Genomic DNA, 15,880 nt, shown 5'->3' with positions numbered 1-15,880 from the left:
CCCGGAGACATCCATGAACGCACCCCAGGACAGCGCCCAGTTGCTGCCGCAGATCGCCCCGCGCCCCGTGCCCCAGCCGCTGATCGACGCGCTGAGCGCGCGCTTTGGCGCCCAGTGCTCCACCGCGCTGGCGGTGCGCGAGCAGCACGGGCGCGACGAATCGCCCTTCACCACGGTGCCGCCACCGGCGGCCGTGGTGTTTGCCGAAAGCACCCGGGACGTGGCCGACGCGGTGCGCCTGGCCAGCGAGCATGCGGTGCCCGTCATCCCCTGGGGCGTGGGCTCCTCGCTCGAAGGCCACGTGCTGGCCGTGCAGGGCGGCATCAGCATCGACGTGGGCCGCATGGATCGCGTGCTTTCGGTCAATGCCGACGACCTCACCGTGACGGTGCAGCCCGGCATCACGCGCAAGGCCCTGAACGACGCCGTCAAGGACACCGGCCTGTTCTTCCCGATAGACCCGGGTGCGGATGCGAGCATAGGCGGCATGACCGCCACGCGCGCCAGCGGCACCAATGCGGTGCGCTACGGCACCATGCGCGAGAACGTACTGGCGCTGGAGGTGGTGACCGCCAGCGGCGAGGTGATCCGCACCGGCACCCACGCGCGCAAGAGCAGCGCGGGCTATGACCTCACGCGGCTGATGGTGGGCAGCGAAGGGACACTGGGCATCTTCACCGAGATCACGGTGCGCCTGTACCCGCTGCCCGAGGCGGTGAGCGCGGCGATCTGCTCGTTTCCGAGCGTGGAGGCGGCGGTGCGCACCGTCATCCAGACGATACAGCTGGGCGTGCCGATCGCGCGCGTGGAGCTGATCGACGCCAACAGCGTGCGCGGCGTCAACCGCCACAGCAAGCTGAACCTGCGTGAAGCGCCGCTGCTGCTGATGGAGTTCCACGGCTCGCCGGCGGGCGTGAAGGAGCAGGCCGAAACCGTGCAGGAGATTGCCAGCGAGCATGGCGGCGCGGATTTCGAATGGGCCGACACCCCGGAGGAGCGCACGCGGCTTTGGACCGCGCGGCACAACGCCTACTTTGCCGCGGTGCAAAGCCGCCCAGGCTGCCGCTGCATCACCACCGATACCTGCGTGCCGATCTCGCGCCTGGCCGACGCGCTGCTCGACAGCGTGGCCGAGGCCGACGCCAGCGGCATCTCCTATTTCCTGGTCGGCCACGTGGGCGACGGCAACTTCCACATGGGCTACCTGATCGACCCGGACGACCCGCAGGAGCGCGCGCTGGCCGAACAGCTCAACCACCAGCTGGTGCGGCGCGCCCTGCGCCTGGGCGGTACCTGCACCGGCGAGCACGGCGTGGGCGTGCACAAGATGGACTTTCTTGCCGAGGAAGCGGGCGCGGGCGCGATCGAGATGATGCGCGCGATCAAGCGTGCGCTCGACCCGAAGAACATCCTGAACCCGGGCAAGATCTTCCTGCTCTGAGATGGGCGGGCGGCACGGCCGCCCGCGGCGCTCACATCGCCTCGATGCGCGGGTAAAACTCGCGGTTTTCCTGCTGCATCCGGTCCCACACGGGCTTGAGCGTGAGGTTGGCCGCACGCCGGAAGCCGTCGAAGTCGGCCGCGATCTTGGCGCCGACGTTCCAGTTGCGCGCAAATGCCATGAAGCGCTGGGCGATGTCGGCCATCTCGCGCTCGAAGCGCTGGCTCATGGCCACGATCTGTGGATCCTGCGATTTTTCCAGCGACGGATAGAGGAACTTGTCCTCGGCCGCAAGGTGCAGGCGGATGGTGGTGGAGAACTTGACCAGCGCGGCGGCGATCTCGTCGGCAGCAGGCACACCCAGGCGGGTGAGGTCGCGCAGGCGCTGGATCCCGCTCAGGATGGCCAGGTGGTCGGCCTTGAATTTGTCGATGTTCATGGTGCAGCTCCTCGGCAGGCAGGGTGGTGAGGGGCGCCGTGTTCAATGGCACCCGCTGCGGCGATGCTACATTTGCACACGTTTTTATGCATGCAAATGATTCGCATCCACAAACATTTCAGGGGATTTGCCTGAACACCGCGCACCAGGGCTGCGCCGGTGCGCGCGCCCACTGCTCCAGGCGGCCCCAGAGCCATTGCAGCCCGTCGCGCCCGGGTGACTGCAGGCCGTGGTCGGCACCGGGCAGGGCCACCGCGCAGTAGGGTGCGCCGCGCGCCTGCGCCAGCGCCCGAAAGCGCGCGTAGGCCTGCTGCGGCACCAGAGCGTCGTGCTCGCCCCAGACCTGCACCAGAGGCCAGGGGCCGGCGAGCAGCGGCTCCTGCACCGGCCAGCGCCAGAGCGCGCGCCAGTAGCGCAAGCTGCGGCCTTCGAGGACCTCAGTGTCCGCCCCGCTGCCGGCCTGGGCGCGCGCCAGCGCCTCCCAGGCGCCGGCGGCGCCCAGGCGCTGCGCCTGCAGCCGACCGGCCTCGACCGGGTCCAGGCCGCTGCCCGCTACCAGCACCAGGGCCGCGGGCTGCAGCCGCGCGGCGAGCGGCGCCAGCAGTTCCGCCCCTTCGGAAATGCCCAGCAGCACCAGGGGCGTGCTGCCAGGGCGCTCGGCTAGCCAGTGCCGGGCGGCGGCCAGCGCGTCGGCCTGCCACTGCGGGTGGGCGTCCTGCTGCACGAAGTCCGGCGGGCACTCATGCGCCGCGGTCGTGGCGTCGGCGCGCACGCCGCGCTTGTGCAGCACCAGGACGCGCGCATGCAGCAGCGCGGCGAAATAGCGGTCGGCGATGGCGCCCATGCCGGCGCAGCCCGAGCCGGGCAGCACGATGAGGCGCAGGCGCTCGGGCGCGGCGCGGGCCGGGCGCTCCAGGGCCTGCAGCAGTGCGCCGCCCTCGCCCGGCAGGGCCAATGGCGTAAAGCCGGTGCCGGCAAGCGCCCCCGCGCTGGCCGCCAGCAGCAGCGCGCAGGCCAGCCGGCGGCGCACGGCCCGAAGGCTCAACGCAGGATGAGAACCTGCTCGGGCTGGGGCGCGGGCACCGGCTGGCCGGCCGGGTACACCGTCGGCGCTCCAGGCCGCTGCACGGCCATGCCGGGCGCCGTGAGGCCAAGCTGCGCCATGAGCTGCTGGTAGACGTCCTGGGCGAGCGAGAGCGAGGTCTCGCGCATCACCTTGGCGCGGTTGGGCGGCGCCACGTCACCGCGGATCGAGAGGATCCTGGTGTCGTTGCCCTCGCCCTGGGCCGAGAACGCGGCCTTGATCTCGTGCGTCCTGGTGTGGATCAGCGAAAAGTCCGCGAGCAACTGCAGCCCGTACTGGCGCGTGGCACTGGTCGTGCCCTGCAGCGGCGAGAGCGCGTCGGTGAAATCGATGGAACTGACCGAGCCGAACAGCACGTAGTCGGCGCCCTGGAATTCGCCCTTGCGGATGCGCGCGACGATGTCGGTCACCGAGGGCTGGGCGCGCGGCGCGGCCATCTTGCCGCCCTGCACCTGGCCGAGCACCTGCTCGGCCTTGCTCGCCTGCGGCGCGCCGGCGTCAAAGCCCTTGCCCTGCACCAGCTTGAAGAAGCTGCCCTGCAGTAGCGCGCCCTTGATGTCGTTGGTGTAGCCGGCCAGGTCGCGCTGCTCGATGTAGCTGTAGCGCCCCGCCACATAGGTGCCGCTGTGCTGCTCCGAGGCCTGCAGCGATTCGCTGCCAGAAGATGAATGCGAGCTGCTGAAGCGACCATGGCTCGCGCTGTCACGGTAGTTGCTGCGCGCATTGACCTGGCTGCTGCCCTGGTGCGTGCCGACGATGAAGTACTCGGACACCTGCTGGGCATAGGCCAGGTTGGTCACCGCGATGCGTACCGGCGCGCCGCCGTGCTGCGCCCGGGCCGCGCCGCCGATGCTGCCCGCGGCCATCAGCGCACAGGCCAGGCCCAGAGTGGTTCTGCGTTGCATGGTGGCTTCCTCCCTCAGCGCTGGCTGGTCTTGCGGATTTCCTTCTCGTCCTGCCATTCGATCGTGCCCTCTTCCACGTCGAACATCTTGAGCGTGAACTTGTAGAACACGTCCTTGGTGCTGGCAGACTGCTTGACGATGCTGGTCAGCTCGCCTTCGAGCTGGTACCTGGCCGCGGTCATGCGCCCGAGCTTGGCGGTGGAGCCCTGCTTGTACAGGCCGCTCTGGTTCTGGCGCTGCAGCTCATCCACGCCCTCCTGCATCTCGGCAATCGAGCGGGTGAAACGCACCTTGCCCGACTTGACCAGCGTGGTCTGGATGGAGTTCATGATGTTGGTGGTGTCGATGTACTCGCTGGTCTTGTTCTTCACGCGCGAGATCGTCACCGTGGGGCGGCCCTGGAAGATGCCGGTTTCCAGCAGGCTGCCGGTCATCCGCTCGGCGATCATCTGCAGGTCGGTGGAGCCGAATTCATTGGTCACGAGCTCCACCGCCTTGGCATCGCCATAGTTGACCTGGCGGTCAAAGCGCACCACGGGCGAAGAAACGTAAGTGGTCTGGCAAGCGGCCAGCGTCAGGGTGGCGCCGGCCAGCGCGATGCGCGCGCCTAGGCGAAACGGGGTATTCATGGGCTCTGTCCCTCCTGTGGTTGCGACGCGCTCAGCGCGACTCGACGTTCATTTCCAGGCGCAGATCCACGGCCATGGCGTGCGGGGCCACGCTCTTGATCGTCTGCTGCGCCAGGCCAAGCAGGCGGATCTGCTTCCAGACCTCGCCGTCGCCGACCTGGTTGCCCACGCTGTCGAGCCACTTGAAGCGGTAGAAGACGGTGCGGTCGGGCTGCTCCATGTTGGTCAGATCGGCCTGCACAGTGAGTACGTCGTTGCGCCGCAGCAGGCGCATCTCGGTCACTGCAACGCCCTCGGCCGGCCCGCGCAGCGCCATCTTCGCGGCCACCGCCGGCGGCGTTGCGGGGTCGTGCTGGGCCAACGCCGGCAGGCCCATGGTGGCGGCGCCCACGGCGATGGCGCCGAGTACGGTGCGAAATCGCATGGTGACTCCCTCTCTGGATTGAACCCTATTTGTTCTGCGCGGCGACGGAGCGGCCTGCGGGCTGCGGTGTTGCCGCCACCGACGCGAGCTGGCCGATCTTCGCCACCTCGCCGACCAGCACCCGGTCACCGTAGATGCGCAAGGGTACCAGCGCATACTGGCCGGCGATGTCCACGGTGCCGGTGATCGGCCGGCCGTCGATCGCAAGCTGGTGCGAGCCCGGCGGCAGGTAGCCGCGCGCGACATAGATGCGGCCGGGCAGCATGCGCCACATGCGGTCGTCGGCCTTCTCGGTGGCCACCGAAGCGACGGCGCCGATGAGGGCGCCCAGCAGGCCGGCATTCTTCTGCAGCTGGTCCTGCATCACGCCCTTAGCCAGCGCCCGCGTGAAGCCACGCAGCACCATGCCGGGCATCTGGTCCTTGAGCGCGCGGCGAGCCATCACGTTCACGTCCACCACGAGCTCGAGCGCAAGCTCGTGCTGGTCCATGGAGAGCCGGCCCAGCATGGCGTCCTGCGAGGGCTGGATCACGGGGTAGGAGATGCTCGCCGTCACCAGCCCGCGCCCCGTGGGCACCGGCAGCGTGAAGGCCTGGGGCTTGCGCGCGGGCGCGTCGCCGGCCTCGACGATGAACAGCACGTCGGTCATCTGCTGGCGGCGCTTCCAGGTAAAGCTCGTGCGCTCGTCCAGACCGCGCAGGCCCTCGTCAAGCACCGCCGTGCCGGGCTTGAGCTCGATGGCGTGGCGGTAGCCCGGCGCCGCCAGGTCGGGTTCATTGAGCACTTCATAGAGGAAGCCCGACAGGTAGTGGCTCAGGGCGTTGGAATAGCCGTTCTTGAGCTCCAGCACCTCCGGGTCGTCGAGGGTTTCCACCGGGTAGCCATTGAGCTCCATGCCGCCCTTGGTCGCACCCTTGGACTCGGCTTCGCTTTCGGCCTCGGCGACCTCCTTGGCGCGGAACTCGGCAATCACCGCTTCGCGTTCATGCGTGCGCTTGACGTCCACCCGCGCACCGTCCAGATCACCCAGCGCGATGCGGTTGAGCGCCAGGCGCGTGGTCAGGAAGACTTTTTCGTAGTCCTCGCCCTCGTAGGTCTTCAGGCGTTCGCTGATGAGCGCGGCGCCGACGTTGCCCATGAGCTTTTCGGGCTGGGTCTTGGCGGTGTCTTCCCACTCCCTGACGCGCTCGTCGGCCACGAGGAAGGATGCGGTGCTGGCCGCGTAGCGGTTTTCCAGCCGCAGCAATTCACCACGCTCGAGGTTGTAGAGCAGTGCCTTCTTGTCGTCTTCCGACGGGGCCGAGGCATCGAGGCGGGCGATCGCCGCGGGAACGCCGCCTGCGCGGCTGGCGGTCTGCACTTCACTGGCCAGTTCGTCGTGGCTGGCCATGTTGGCGCAGCCGGCCATGAAGGCCGCAAGACACAGCGTCGCCCAGACGCGGGCCGCCGGCAGGGGGCGTGGGATCCTCATGGTGCTCTCTCCTCTCTTGGGGCCTTGCTTGCGGCGCGCCCCGCGCCCAGCCGGCCCCTTCGACGTTGTTTCCCGCACTCTCCCGGTGCGTGACAGGGCGCCGAGGATACCAATTTTTACCGGTTGCGCAGCGAATATCCCCACCGCTGCCGGCAGGCAATTTCCCTCACCCCCGAGCCTCTTCGCCTGTCGCCAGGGCCGCAAGACAAGGCGCCCGGTAAATCCAGAGAGGGCGCCCTGCAGGCGTACGCACACAGGCATGCTCCCGCACGTCGGGCAGCGCGAATTCCAGGCTGACCAGCCAACTGCCGGGCGCCATCTCGGCGCTCTTGATGAGCGCGCGGCTCATGCTCTCGGGGCGCTGGAACAGGTAGACCAACTGGTAGCCGCTCCAGTCGGCGGCCCAGATGTCCGCGCGGCGCACGCGCGCCCAGGGGCAGCGCAGCGCACACAGCCAGCGCAGCGGCCAGCTCCACTCCAGTCCGTCCAGGCGCGCCTGCGGGTAGGCGCGACGCAGCGCGCGCAGGCCATCGCCCAGGCCGCAGCCGGCGTCCAGGATGCGTGCCCCCGCCGGTAGCGGCGCCACCGTGCCCAGCGTATCGAGAGCGCCGGGCGGTGTGGGAAACAGCGGCGCGTCGCGCCAGGCATGCAGCGGATAGATGAGGAGCAGCATCGCCATCGGCAGCAGCCAGAGCCAGGCGGCAAACAGAGCGTGGCCGCTGAAGGCGAGCGACAGCGGAAAGCCTGCGGCCACCAGAACGCGGCGCCACCAGTGGCGCGCGACCACACTGGCGACGAGGCCCGCGAACGTGGCCAGCAGCATGGCCGCGAGCGCGCCAAGCGCCCGCCACGAGAGCAGGTAGAGCAGCCAGCACAGCGCCCAGGCCAGCAGCGCCGGCACCGGCCAGGGCAGACTGCGGCGTGCCATGGTGCGCCGCCTAGAGGGGATCTGCCGCGCAAGGCGCGCGCGTCGGGGGCGGCGCAGACCGCCCGAGGCTGCGCTGGCACCGGACGCAGGCAGGCGCGCAGGGCATGCCTAGCCGCGCAGCCGCTCGATCAGGCCGGTGAGCGCGTCGAGCGAACCGAACTGGATCGCAAGCTCGCCCATTTCGTCCACCCGCGTACCGCGCTTGACGCGCTTCTTCACGCGCACCTCGACCTCGGCGGTCAGCAGGTCGGAGAGCTCTTCTTCCACTCGGCGGATGTCGCGCGATTTTTCCTTCTTGGGCTTTTGCGGCACCAGGTTGAATTCGGCGCCCAGCTTCTTCACCAGCTGCTCCGTCTCGCGCACCGAGAGCTTGCGCGCCACGATCTGGTTGCCCGCGGTGATCTGCGCGGCCCGCTCCAGTGCCAGCAGCGCACGCGCATGGCCCATGTCGATGTCGCCCGCCATCAGCATGGTCTGCACCGGCGCCGCCAGGTTGAGCAGGCGCAGCAGGTTGCTGGTGGCGCTGCGCGAGCGCCCCACCGCCTGCGCCACCTGCTCATGGGTGTAGCCGAACTCGCGAATCAGGCGTTGCAGGCCCTGGGCCTCTTCCAGCGGATTGAGGTCTTCGCGCTGGATGTTCTCGATCAGCGCCATCGCTGCGGCCGCTTCGTCGCTGACCTCGCGCACCAGCACCGGCACCTCGGCCAGACCCGCGAGCTGCGACGCGCGAAACCGCCGCTCGCCCGCGATGATCTCGTAGCTGCCGGCGTTCTCTCCGGCGGCAAGCCGGCGCACCAGGATGGGCTGCATCACGCCCTGGGCCTTGATGCTTTCGGCCAGCTCATAGAGCGCGCCCTCGTCCATGCGCGTGCGCGGCTGGTAGCTGCCGGGCACGAGGGCGTCGAGCGGCAGCGCAGTGGGCGGGTCATCCCCTGCCGCAGACTGCGGCGCGGCATCGGCAACCTTGGGGCCGAGCAGCGCTTCAAGGCCTCGGCCCAGGCCCTTGGGTTTCTTGCTTGCCATCACTCGTCCCTCATTGCATGCGCTGCACGCGTTGCACCATCTCTTGCGCGAAGGCCAGGAAGGCCTGGCTGCCCCGCGCACCCGCATCGAACACCACGCCCGGCAAACCATAGCTCGGTGCCTCGGCCAGACGGACGTTGCGCGGTATCACGGTGTCGAACACCTTGTCGCCAAAATGGCCCTTGAGCTGCTCACTGACCTGCTGCTGTAGCGTGATGCGCGGGTCGAACATCACGCGCAGCAGGCCGATGATCTGCAGCTCGGGGTTGAGGTTGGCATGCACCTGCCGGATGGTGTTGACCAGATCGCTCAAGCCTTCGAGCGCAAAGTATTCGCACTGCATGGGCACGATCACGCCGTGCGCGCAGCACAGGCCATTGAGCGTGAGCAGGCTGAGCGCGGGCGGACAATCGATGAGGATGAAGTCGTAGTCCTGCTGCACGGCGGCCAGCGCTTGCTTGAGCCGGCGCTCACGCTCCGGCAAGTCGACCAGTTCCACCTCGGCACCCGCCAGTTCGCGGTTGGCGCCCAGCACCTGGTAGCCGCAGGCCTCGGAATCCACGCGCGCCTGAGCCACCTCGGCCTCGCCGAGCAACACGTCGTACACGGTCTTTTCGAGCGCGCGCTTGTCCACCCCCGAGCCCATGGTCGCATTGCCCTGCGGGTCCAGGTCCACCATCAGTACCCGCTGCCCTATCCGGGCAAGACCCGCAGCCAGATTGACCGTGGTCGTGGTCTTGCCAACGCCACCCTTCTGGTTGGCGATGCAGAAAATTCTGGCCATGCTGCTGTCTGTGGAAATCTCTGAACCAAGGGCTGCGCCGCGCCGGCGCGAAGCAACCGAGTGTATGCGCTAAGGCGCCGGCCGCATCCATACGAGGCAACGCTGCGCCTGCAGTTGCGGCACCTGCAGAGGTTCCACGTGGAACACGCGGACCTGCGCGGGCAGAGCGTCGATCTCGTCCTGCGGATGCTTGCCCTTCATCGCCAGCCACACCCCCTCGCCAGGCGCCAGCAGATGGCGCGACAAAGCCGCAAAGTCGGCCAGCGACGCAAAGGCGCGGCTGCAGACCACCTCGAAGCGCCCGTCCAGCGCCTCCACCCGGCCATGCAGCGCATGCAGATTGGGCAGTTTCAGCGCGCCCGCGGCCTGGCGGATGAAGGCCGCCTTCTTGGCCACCGCATCGATGCAGGAGACATCGAGTTCGGGCAGGCAGACGGCGAAGACCACGCCGGGCAGCCCGCCTCCGGAGCCCACGTCGAGCAGCCGAAGCCCGGCCGCCACCTCCCTGCCCTGCAGATGGGCGCGCAGTGGCGCGACGGCGGCCAGGCTGTCCAGCAGGTGGTGGCTGAGCATCTCGGCGGGATTGCGCACCGCCGTCAGGTTGTAGACGCGATTCCATTGCTGCAGCAGCGCCAGGTAAGCCAGCAACTGTTTCTGCTGCCTCGGCTGCAGGTCCAGATTCAGCGCGCACAGCCCGTCGAGCAGCACCTCATGCAAAGACACGGTCATGCGCGCGCGAGCGGCTCAGCCATCTTGCGGAAATGTCCCTTCTTGAGGTGAACCAGCAGCAGCGATACCGCCGCCGGGGTCACACCCGAGATGCGCGACGCCTGGCCCAGAGTGTGCGGGCGATGTCTTTGCAACACCTGGCGCACCTCGAAGGACAGGGCTGGCACCTGGCTGTAGTCCAGGTCGTCGGGCAGCGGCAGGTTTTCATGCTGCACGGCGCGCTGCACCTCCTCCTTCTGGCGGTCGATGTAACCCGAATACTTGGCGGCAATCTCTACCTGCTCGATCACCGCATCATGCAGCGTGCCCAAGGTTTCACGTGAAACATCGGGGCTGGCAAAACGCCCGTCCGAAAGACCCATCAGCGCTTCATGGTCGACGCCGGGACGACGCAACAGATCGAAAAGGCTGTATTCATGCTCCAGCGCCTTGCCCAGCACGCGCTCGCTCTCTTCGGCGGCGACGATGGAGGGGTTGACCCAAGTGGACTTGAGCCTTTCGGTCTCGCGCGCCACCGCGTCGCGCTTGCGGCAAAACGCGTCCCAGCGCACGTCGCCCACCAGGCCCAGGCGCCGGCCAATTTCGGTCAAGCGCATGTCGGCATTGTCCTCGCGCAGCTGCAGGCGGAACTCTGCCCGGCTGGTGAACATGCGATAGGGCTCGGTCACTCCCCGGGTGATGAGGTCGTCGACCAGCACGCCCAGGTAGGCTTCGTCGCGCCGCGGCAGCCAGGGTGCCTCACCCCTGCACTGCAGCGCGGCGTTGAGCCCGGCAAACAAGCCTTGGGCCGCCGCTTCCTCATAGCCGGTGGTTCCGTTGATCTGGCCGGCGAAGAACAGGCCGGCGATGGCGCGGGTCTCGAAGCTGGGCTTGAGTGCGCGCGGGTCGAAATAGTCGTACTCGATGGCGTAGCCGGGGCGCAGGATGTGCGCCTGCTCCAGGCCTTCGATGCTGCGCACCAGCTGGTACTGGATGTCGAACGGCAGGCTCGTCGATATGCCGTTGGGGTAGAACTCGTGGGTGTCCAGGCCCTCGGGCTCGAGAAAAATCTGGTGGCTCTGCTTGTCGGCAAAGCGGTGGATCTTGTCCTCCACGCTCGGGCAGTAGCGCGGGCCGGTGCCCTCGATCACGCCGGTGAACATGGGGCTGCGCTCCAGCCCGCTGCGGATGATTTCGTGGGTGCGGGCGTTGGTGTTGGTGATCCAGCAGGGCATTTGCCGCGGGTGCATCTCGGCGCTGCCCAGATAGCTGAACACCGGCAGCACGCCCTCGTTCACGCCGCCGGGCATGCCGTCGCCCGGCTGCAAACTGCAGCGCGAGAAGTCGATGCTGCGCCCGTCCAGGCGCGGCGGCGTGCCGGTCTTGAGCCGCCCCTGGGGCAGTTGCAGCTCCTTGAGGCGCTGCGCCAGGCCGAGGGCCGGCGGGTCGCCGGCACGCCCGCCCTGGTAGTGGCTCAGGCCCACGTGGATCTTGCCGTTCAGGAAGGTGCCCGCGGTAAGCACCACGGCGCGGGCGCGAAAGCGCACCCCTACCTCGGTCACTGCCCCCGCCACGCGCTCCCCTTCCAGCAACAGATCGACCACGGCCTGCTGGAACAGCCACAGGCCAGGCTGGTTCTCCAGCCGCGAGCGAACGGCCGCGCGGTACAGCGCCCGGTCCGCCTGAGCACGCGTGGCGCGCACGGCAGGACCCTTGCTGCTGTTGAGGATGCGAAACTGGATGCCCGCTTCGTCGGTGGCCAGCGCCATCGCGCCGCCGAGCGCATCGACCTCCTTGACCAGGTGGCCCTTGCCTATGCCGCCTATGCTCGGGTTGCAGCTCATCTGGCCCAGGGTCTCGATGTTGTGCGTCAGCAGCAGCGTCCTGCAGCCCATGCGCGCGCTGGCCAGCGCCGCCTCGGTGCCGGCATGGCCGCCGCCCACCACAATGACATCAAATTCCTCGGGATACCACATGCCCATGCACACCAAAAAACCAGAGGCTGTATTGTCCCACTGCACCGGCTTTGCCGTGTTTCACGTGAAACATACTCTCCATCAATCGAATGACCACGCTTTTTGACCCCTTGGAAACGGGCAAGTTCAGCCTTGCCAACCGCATCGCCATGGCGCCCTGCACGCGCAACCGCTCGCCCGGCGGCGTGCCGGTGGCATTGAATGCCCAGTACTACGCCCAGCGCGCCGACATGGGTCTGTTGATCACCGAAGGCACCGCCATCAGTGCCCAAGGCCAAGGCTATGCGCATGTGCCCGGTCTGTATACGCCCGAACAGCTTGCCGGCTGGCAGCAGGTCACGCGTGCGGTGCATGAGCGCGGCGGCTGCATCGTCACCCAGCTCTGGCATGTTGGCCGCGTGTCGCACACCAGCCTGCAGCCGGGCGGCGCGGCGCCCGTGGCGCCATCGGCCATTACCGCGCAGGCGCGCACCTACATCCTCGACGGCGACAGTGGCGAAGGGCACTTCGCCCCCACTTCGCCGCCCCGGGCACTCGCTACCGGCGAGTTGCCCGCGCTGGTGCAGGACTTCGCCCACGCCGCACGCGCCGCGGTGCAGCAGGCAGGCTTTGACGGGGTAGAGTTGCACGGAGCCAACGGCTATCTGCTCGACCAGTTTCTCAAGGACGGCGCCAACCAGCGCCGCGACGACTACGGCGGCGGCACGGCCGCGCGCATGCGCTTCATGCTCGAGGTGGTGCAGGCGGTGGCGGCTGCCGTTGGCGGCGGGCGGGTGGGCATCCGGCTGTCGCCGGTGACCCCGTCCAACGACATCCGCGACAGCCAGCCGCAGCCGCTCTTCGAGCAGCTCGCGCAAGCGCTCGCACCACTGGGCCTGGCCTACATCCACGTGATCGAGGGCGCCACCGGGGGTGCGCGCGAGCTGGCCGATCGGCCCTTCGACTATGCTGCCTTCAAGGCCGCCTACCGCGATGCGGGCGGACGCGGCGCCTGGATGGTGAACAACGGCTACACGCGCGCGATGGCCATGGAGGCCGTCGCCAGCGGCCGGGCCGACATCGTCGCCTTCGGGCGCGACGCCATCGCCAACCCCGATCTGGTGCGGCGGCTGCGCCATGGCGCAGCACTCAACCCCTGGGACAAGAACACCTTCTACGGGGGCGATGCGCGCGGCTACACCGACTACCCGGCGCTGCCCTCCTGAGCGGCAGCGCCGGGCGCGGCCAGTTCGTCCAGGATGGGACATTCGGGACGCTCGTCGCCATGGCAGCAATCGACCAGTGCCTGCAGGCTGCGGCGCATGTCCTGCAGCGCGGCGATGCGCCGCTGCAGCTCCTGCGCGTGCCGCTGGGCGATCTCCTTGACCTGGCTGCTGGCCCGGCCGCGGTCCTGCCAAAGCCCGAGCAACGCGGCAATCTCCTGCATGGAAAAACCCAGCTCGCGCGCGCGGCGGATGAAGCGCAGGGTGTGCACGTCGGCTTCGGTGTACTGGCGGTAGCCGCTGTCGGTGCGCGCCACCTGCGGCAGCAGCCCGAGCGATTCATAGTGGCGCACCATGCGCGCCGACACACCCGAACGCGCCGCCGCCACGCCTATGGCCACCGGCCAGTGCGCGGCGGCGCGCGCCCTCACTGCGCCACCTCGTAGCCCTCCTCGCGGATGGCGGCGGCGATGGCCTCGCGCGACTTGTCGCTTTGCACATCCACGCGGCCGCTGGGCAGATCCACCTTCACCAGGGCCTCGGTGTCGACCTGGCGCACCGCGTGCACGATGGCGCGCTCGCAATGGCCGCAGGTCATGCCTTTGACGTCAAACTGGTATTGCATGGTTTCCGATCCTCCTGAAAAACCGCGCCCCGGGGGCAGCAGGACACCATGATTCGCCCTGACATTGTGTCAAGGTCAAGCGCGTCTGCAAGCCCGACCGCGGCTTTCAGGGATAGACCAGTATCTTGTTGACCGCCGGAAAGTGCTTCTCCAGCTTCAACGGCAGCTGGTCCATGTACGGCGTGTGGCCCTCCTCGCCCTCGCGCGCCGAGACCATGATGAGCAGCTCGGTGTCCGACATCTTGCGAAAGACGATGAGGAAATCGTCCCAGTCGCTGAAATCGCTGTGCTCCAGCGGCACCGCGAGCTTGCTTTTCTTGAGGAAGTCCTTGACCGCCTGCGCGGTGGCGCTGCCGCAATTGAGGTGCACCGTGGCCGAATGCTCGACCGCGAGCCGCGCGATCTTGCGCCAGTACAGCTCGAAGTGCTCCGACGCCTCTGCCTGCGGCGGCAGGATGACGAAGATGCCGGTGTACTTGCTCAGTGGCGTATCGAGGTTGCAGACCCAGAGCATCTTGCGTGTCTGGTAGAGCACGCTGCCGAACTTGTTGCCGATGAAGCCGGCGAGGAAGCCATTCTTCTGCGGCCAGTTCATCACGATCAGGTCGGCACCGATCTCGCGCGCGGTGCGCCCTATGCCGGTGCCGGGGTTGTGGTCGATGGTGGCCACGACGTTGACCTCCACGTCGGCGCCGCTCGCTTCGGCGCGCACCTCCTCCAGCGCCTGCTTGGCGCGCGCGACGTTTTCTTCAGCCTCGTCGGTATTGGGCACCACCGTCACCACGGTCAGCGGGGTGCTCGCCTTCTTGTCGCGGATCAGCACCGCCAGGCGCACCAGGTTCTCGAACTCGGTGGTCTCGGACAGCGGAATCAGGATCTGCTCGTCGTTCTGGTTGCCGTTGCGCGCGAGCTCCTGCACATCCTCGGGCTTGCTTTCGAGCTTGCGCGCCGCCTTCTCGGTCACCACCGAGGCGATCACGCAGGAAGCCAGAATGATCACGATGATGGCGTTGATCACGTGGTCGTCCACGATGCCCGCGCGGTAGCCGACGATCACCACCGCCAGCGTGGCCGCGGCGTGCGCCGAGCTCAGGCCGAAGATCAGGTCGCGCTGCGGGCCCTTCAAGCGGAAGATGCGCGCCGTCAGGTCCGCCGCCAGGTATTTGCCCGCAAAGGCGGTGATGGTCAGCGCCAGCGCCATCAAGAGCACGGTGAAGCCGTCGAACACCACGCGGATGTCCACGATCATGCCTACGCTGATCAGGAAGAAGGGGATGAAGAGCGAATTGCCGATGTACTCGATGCGGTTCATCAGCGCCGAGGAGTTCGGTATCTGGCGATTGAGCGCCAGGCCCGCGGCAAACGCCCCGATGATGGGCTCCAGGCTCGCCACCTCCGACAGGAAAGCCGACAGGAAGACGATGGCCAGCACGAAGATGTAGTGCGAATGCTTCTGGTGCGCCTGCTTTTCAAAGAAGCGCTTGGCCAGCCAGGGCACCACCAGCGCCATGAAGGCGACGAAGACGATGAGCGAGACGACCAGCCGCATCCAGAACTCGGACGTCAGGCCATCGCCACGCGCGCCCAGAATCACCGCCAGCACCACCAGCACCCCGGTGTCGGTCAGGATGGTGCCGCCCACGGTGATGGCCACTGCCGGGTCCTTGGTCACGCCGTATTTGCTCGCGATCGGGTAGGTCACCAGCGTGTGCGTCGCGAAGATGCTCGAAACCAGCAGGCTGCCCCAGACGTCCATGCCCAGCAGGTAGTGGCAGACCGGAAAGCCCACCGCGAATGGAATGGTGAAGGTGGCCACCCCAAAGACGATGCTGCGGTTGGCATTGGCCTTGAACTCGATCAGGTTCAGCTCCAGCCCCGCGAGGAACATGATGTAGAGCAGCCCTATGGTCGAGAACACGTCGACGAACAGGCTCTTTTCCAGGATGTTGAAGCCATGCGGTCCGATCAATATGCCCGCCAGGATCAGGCCGATGATGTCCGGAGTGCGCACCTTCTCCAGCAGGATGGGCGAGGCCAGGATGATGAACAGGATCAGCGAAAAGATCAGGACCGGGCTTTGCAGCGGCAACTGAAACTGCTCAGCCAGCTTCGCGATGATGGGTTCCATGGGGAAAAGGCGGCCTTGAAAGACCAACGGGAGACAAGCGCGCGATTGTGGCACGGGGGCCGCCGTCAAGGTACTTGACTCTGCCAAGGTGTCAAGGTTTAGTCTGGCCGCCC

16 protein-coding genes are annotated in these 15,880 nt (G+C 67.8%); 2 read left to right on the top strand and 14 right to left on the bottom strand.

Annotated elements, in window-relative coordinates; translation table 11 throughout:
* Window positions 1-13 precede the first annotated feature (13 nt).
* A complete protein-coding gene (locus FOZ74_RS07610) occupies window positions 14-1,441 on the top strand; it encodes an FAD-binding oxidoreductase (protein ID WP_146912496.1) in 1,428 nt (475 codons plus the stop codon).
* A gap of 31 nt (window positions 1,442-1,472) precedes the next feature.
* Here the strand turns inward: FOZ74_RS07610 and FOZ74_RS07605 are convergent, their stop codons facing one another.
* From FOZ74_RS07605 to mnmG, 11 genes are all read right to left on the bottom strand, one after another.
* Entirely contained in the window at window positions 1,473-1,880 is a 408-nt protein-coding gene (locus FOZ74_RS07605) for a hemerythrin domain-containing protein (protein ID WP_146912495.1), read from the bottom strand.
* Between the two features lie 118 nt (window positions 1,881-1,998).
* Window positions 1,999-2,925 carry an alpha/beta hydrolase family protein gene (locus FOZ74_RS07600; RefSeq protein ID WP_146912494.1) on the bottom strand — a complete coding sequence of 309 codons (927 nt, stop codon included), beginning with the start codon at window positions 2,923-2,925 and terminating at the stop codon, window positions 1,999-2,001.
* On the bottom strand, window positions 2,922-3,869 hold the full coding sequence (locus FOZ74_RS07595) for a hypothetical protein (protein WP_146912493.1): 948 nt from the start codon (window positions 3,867-3,869) through the stop codon (window positions 2,922-2,924). The genes FOZ74_RS07600 and FOZ74_RS07595 overlap by 4 nt, the downstream gene beginning before the upstream one ends.
* Before the next feature lie 14 nt (window positions 3,870-3,883).
* Complete coding sequence (gene lpoB, locus FOZ74_RS07590) at window positions 3,884-4,498, bottom strand: penicillin-binding protein activator LpoB (protein WP_146912492.1); 615 nt, start codon at window positions 4,496-4,498, stop codon at window positions 3,884-3,886.
* A 31-nt stretch (window positions 4,499-4,529) separates the two neighbouring features.
* A complete protein-coding gene (locus FOZ74_RS07585; RefSeq protein WP_146912491.1) occupies window positions 4,530-4,922 on the bottom strand; it encodes a YcfL family putative periplasmic lipoprotein in 393 nt (130 codons plus the stop codon).
* 25 nt (window positions 4,923-4,947) lie between these two features.
* Complete coding sequence (locus tag FOZ74_RS07580) at window positions 4,948-6,393, bottom strand: COG3014 family protein (RefSeq protein WP_255437820.1); 1,446 nt, start codon at window positions 6,391-6,393, stop codon at window positions 4,948-4,950.
* 166 nt (window positions 6,394-6,559) lie between these two features.
* Window positions 6,560-7,321, bottom strand: coding sequence for a class I SAM-dependent methyltransferase (locus FOZ74_RS07575; RefSeq protein ID WP_146912490.1), 762 nt, complete (start codon window positions 7,319-7,321; stop codon window positions 6,560-6,562).
* Between the two features lie 108 nt (window positions 7,322-7,429).
* Window positions 7,430-8,344, bottom strand: a complete 915-nt coding sequence (locus FOZ74_RS07570; protein ID WP_146912489.1) for a ParB/RepB/Spo0J family partition protein — start codon at window positions 8,342-8,344, stop codon at window positions 7,430-7,432.
* Between the two features lie 10 nt (window positions 8,345-8,354).
* Complete coding sequence (locus FOZ74_RS07565; RefSeq protein ID WP_146912488.1) at window positions 8,355-9,128, bottom strand: ParA family protein; 774 nt, start codon at window positions 9,126-9,128, stop codon at window positions 8,355-8,357.
* 69 nt (window positions 9,129-9,197) lie between these two features.
* Entirely contained in the window at window positions 9,198-9,857 is a 660-nt protein-coding gene (gene rsmG, locus FOZ74_RS07560) for a 16S rRNA (guanine(527)-N(7))-methyltransferase RsmG (RefSeq protein WP_146912487.1), read from the bottom strand.
* A complete protein-coding gene (mnmG, locus tag FOZ74_RS07555) occupies window positions 9,854-11,812 on the bottom strand; it encodes a tRNA uridine-5-carboxymethylaminomethyl(34) synthesis enzyme MnmG (protein ID WP_146912486.1) in 1,959 nt (652 codons plus the stop codon). Before mnmG ends, rsmG begins: the two co-directional genes overlap by 4 nt.
* A gap of 89 nt (window positions 11,813-11,901) precedes the next feature.
* Between mnmG and FOZ74_RS07550 the strand changes: the two genes are divergently transcribed.
* Window positions 11,902-13,017, top strand: coding sequence for an alkene reductase (locus FOZ74_RS07550; RefSeq protein ID WP_146912485.1), 1,116 nt, complete (start codon window positions 11,902-11,904; stop codon window positions 13,015-13,017).
* Here the strand turns inward: FOZ74_RS07550 and cueR are convergent.
* The 3 genes from cueR to FOZ74_RS07535 all read right to left on the bottom strand — a co-directional run bounded on the left by cueR (window position 12,996) and on the right by FOZ74_RS07535 (window position 15,767).
* Window positions 12,996-13,445: a Cu(I)-responsive transcriptional regulator gene (gene cueR, locus FOZ74_RS07545; RefSeq protein WP_146912484.1), complete on the bottom strand. Its 450-nt coding sequence runs from the start codon at window positions 13,443-13,445 to the stop codon at window positions 12,996-12,998. The two genes, FOZ74_RS07550 and cueR, sit on opposite strands and share 22 nt — an antisense overlap.
* The gene (locus tag FOZ74_RS07540) at window positions 13,442-13,639 is read right to left on the bottom strand and encodes a heavy-metal-associated domain-containing protein (RefSeq protein ID WP_146912483.1); all 198 of its coding nucleotides are present in this window, start codon (window positions 13,637-13,639) and stop codon (window positions 13,442-13,444) included. The genes cueR and FOZ74_RS07540 overlap by 4 nt, the downstream gene beginning before the upstream one ends.
* Window positions 13,640-13,745: 106 nt before the next feature.
* On the bottom strand, window positions 13,746-15,767 hold the full coding sequence (locus tag FOZ74_RS07535; RefSeq protein ID WP_146912482.1) for a cation:proton antiporter: 2,022 nt from the start codon (window positions 15,765-15,767) through the stop codon (window positions 13,746-13,748).
* Between the last annotated feature and the right edge of the window lie 113 nt (window positions 15,768-15,880).

Origin of the sequence: Comamonas flocculans, assembly GCF_007954405.1 — a bacterium.
In the GTDB taxonomy this organism is placed as follows: Bacteria; Pseudomonadota; Gammaproteobacteria; order Burkholderiales; family Burkholderiaceae_C; genus Comamonas_C; species Comamonas_C flocculans.
Note: the sequence above shows the minus strand (reverse complement) of the source record. Positions and strands in the feature narration are given on the sequence as shown.

Bases quoted from the DNA above. Each gene is read 5' to 3' on its own strand.
- FOZ74_RS07610 (WP_146912496.1), top strand. From the start codon at position 14: ATGAACGCACCCCAGGACAGCGCCCAGTTGCTGCCGCAGATCGCCCCG.
- FOZ74_RS07605 (WP_146912495.1), bottom strand. From the start codon at position 1,880: ATGAACATCGACAAATTCAAGGCCGACCACCTGGCCATCCTGAGCGGG.
- FOZ74_RS07595 (WP_146912493.1), bottom strand. From the start codon at position 3,869: ATGCAACGCAGAACCACTCTGGGCCTGGCCTGTGCGCTGATGGCCGCG.
- lpoB (WP_146912492.1), bottom strand. From the start codon at position 4,498: ATGAATACCCCGTTTCGCCTAGGCGCGCGCATCGCGCTGGCCGGCGCC.
- FOZ74_RS07585 (WP_146912491.1), bottom strand. From the start codon at position 4,922: ATGCGATTTCGCACCGTACTCGGCGCCATCGCCGTGGGCGCCGCCACC.
- FOZ74_RS07580 (WP_255437820.1), bottom strand. From the start codon at position 6,393: ATGAGGATCCCACGCCCCCTGCCGGCGGCCCGCGTCTGGGCGACGCTG.
- FOZ74_RS07575 (WP_146912490.1), bottom strand. From the start codon at position 7,321: ATGGCACGCCGCAGTCTGCCCTGGCCGGTGCCGGCGCTGCTGGCCTGG.
- FOZ74_RS07570 (WP_146912489.1), bottom strand. From the start codon at position 8,344: ATGGCAAGCAAGAAACCCAAGGGCCTGGGCCGAGGCCTTGAAGCGCTG.
- FOZ74_RS07565 (WP_146912488.1), bottom strand. From the start codon at position 9,128: ATGGCCAGAATTTTCTGCATCGCCAACCAGAAGGGTGGCGTTGGCAAG.
- rsmG (WP_146912487.1), bottom strand. From the start codon at position 9,857: ATGACCGTGTCTTTGCATGAGGTGCTGCTCGACGGGCTGTGCGCGCTG.
- mnmG (WP_146912486.1), bottom strand. From the start codon at position 11,812: ATGTGGTATCCCGAGGAATTTGATGTCATTGTGGTGGGCGGCGGCCAT.
- FOZ74_RS07550 (WP_146912485.1), top strand. From the start codon at position 11,902: ATGACCACGCTTTTTGACCCCTTGGAAACGGGCAAGTTCAGCCTTGCC.
- FOZ74_RS07540 (WP_146912483.1), bottom strand. From the start codon at position 13,639: ATGCAATACCAGTTTGACGTCAAAGGCATGACCTGCGGCCATTGCGAG.
- FOZ74_RS07535 (WP_146912482.1), bottom strand. From the start codon at position 15,767: ATGGAACCCATCATCGCGAAGCTGGCTGAGCAGTTTCAGTTGCCGCTG.